This is a genomic window from Arthrobacter sp. GMC3 (assembly GCF_002929305.1).
In the GTDB taxonomy this organism is placed as follows: Bacteria; Actinomycetota; Actinomycetes; order Actinomycetales; family Micrococcaceae; genus Specibacter.
On the sequence record NZ_PJIO01000066.1, the window covers coordinates 1 to 779 of the forward strand.

The following is a 779-nucleotide window of genomic DNA, read 5'->3' on the forward strand; positions in this document are numbered from 1 at the left end:
CGTGCGCCACGTCATCATCCGCCACATCACTGCCATGCGCCACACCATGAATACCATGGCCGAGGACGAAGACCTCAGCCGCAGCGTCGAAGTGGGTGCGAAGGACGAAATCGGCGCGATGGGCGATGCCTTCAACCGCATGATCGGCAAGTTCCGCCATAGCCTGGAAGCGGTCGCCGGGGTCACGCACCAGCTCACCCATGTCTCCGAACGCGTCTCCCATGTTGCGGAAAAGACCCTGGCTGCGGTCAACGACCAGCGCAGCGAGACCGATCTGGTCGCCTCGGCGATGAACGAGATGAGCGCGACCGTGCAGGAAGTGGCACGCAATGCCAGCCAGACCGCCACGGCATCGACCGGCGCCGACAACGAATCAAAAGCCGGCGTGAAGGTCGCCACCGAGGCACTGGACGGTATCGAAGTGCTGATCGCCGAGATCGAGAAAGCCGCCCAGGTCATCCAGCGGGTCGAGAGCGACAGCGCCAGCATCGACATGGTGCTCGGCGTGATCAACGGCATCGCCGAGCAGACCAACCTGCTGGCGCTGAACGCAGCCATCGAAGCGGCACGCGCCGGCGAACAGGGCCGCGGCTTTGCGGTGGTGGCCGATGAGGTACGTACCCTAGCGTCGCGCACGCAGAAATCCACTGAAGAAATCCAGGCCATGATCGAACAGCTGCAAGGCGGCGTTCGCAATGCGGTGCAGGCCATGAGCGAAGCACAATTGCGTGCCCGGTCGGGTTCGCAATGCGTCGAGAAGGCTGCCCAGAGTCTCGCCG

1 protein-coding gene is annotated in these 779 nt (G+C 63.8%); it reads left to right on the forward strand.

Annotation, left to right across the window (positions count from 1 at the left end; translation table 11 throughout):
* Positions 1-779, forward strand: a 779-nt coding sequence (locus CXQ94_RS23680) for a methyl-accepting chemotaxis protein (protein ID WP_146070406.1), incomplete at both ends; no start/stop codon positions are given.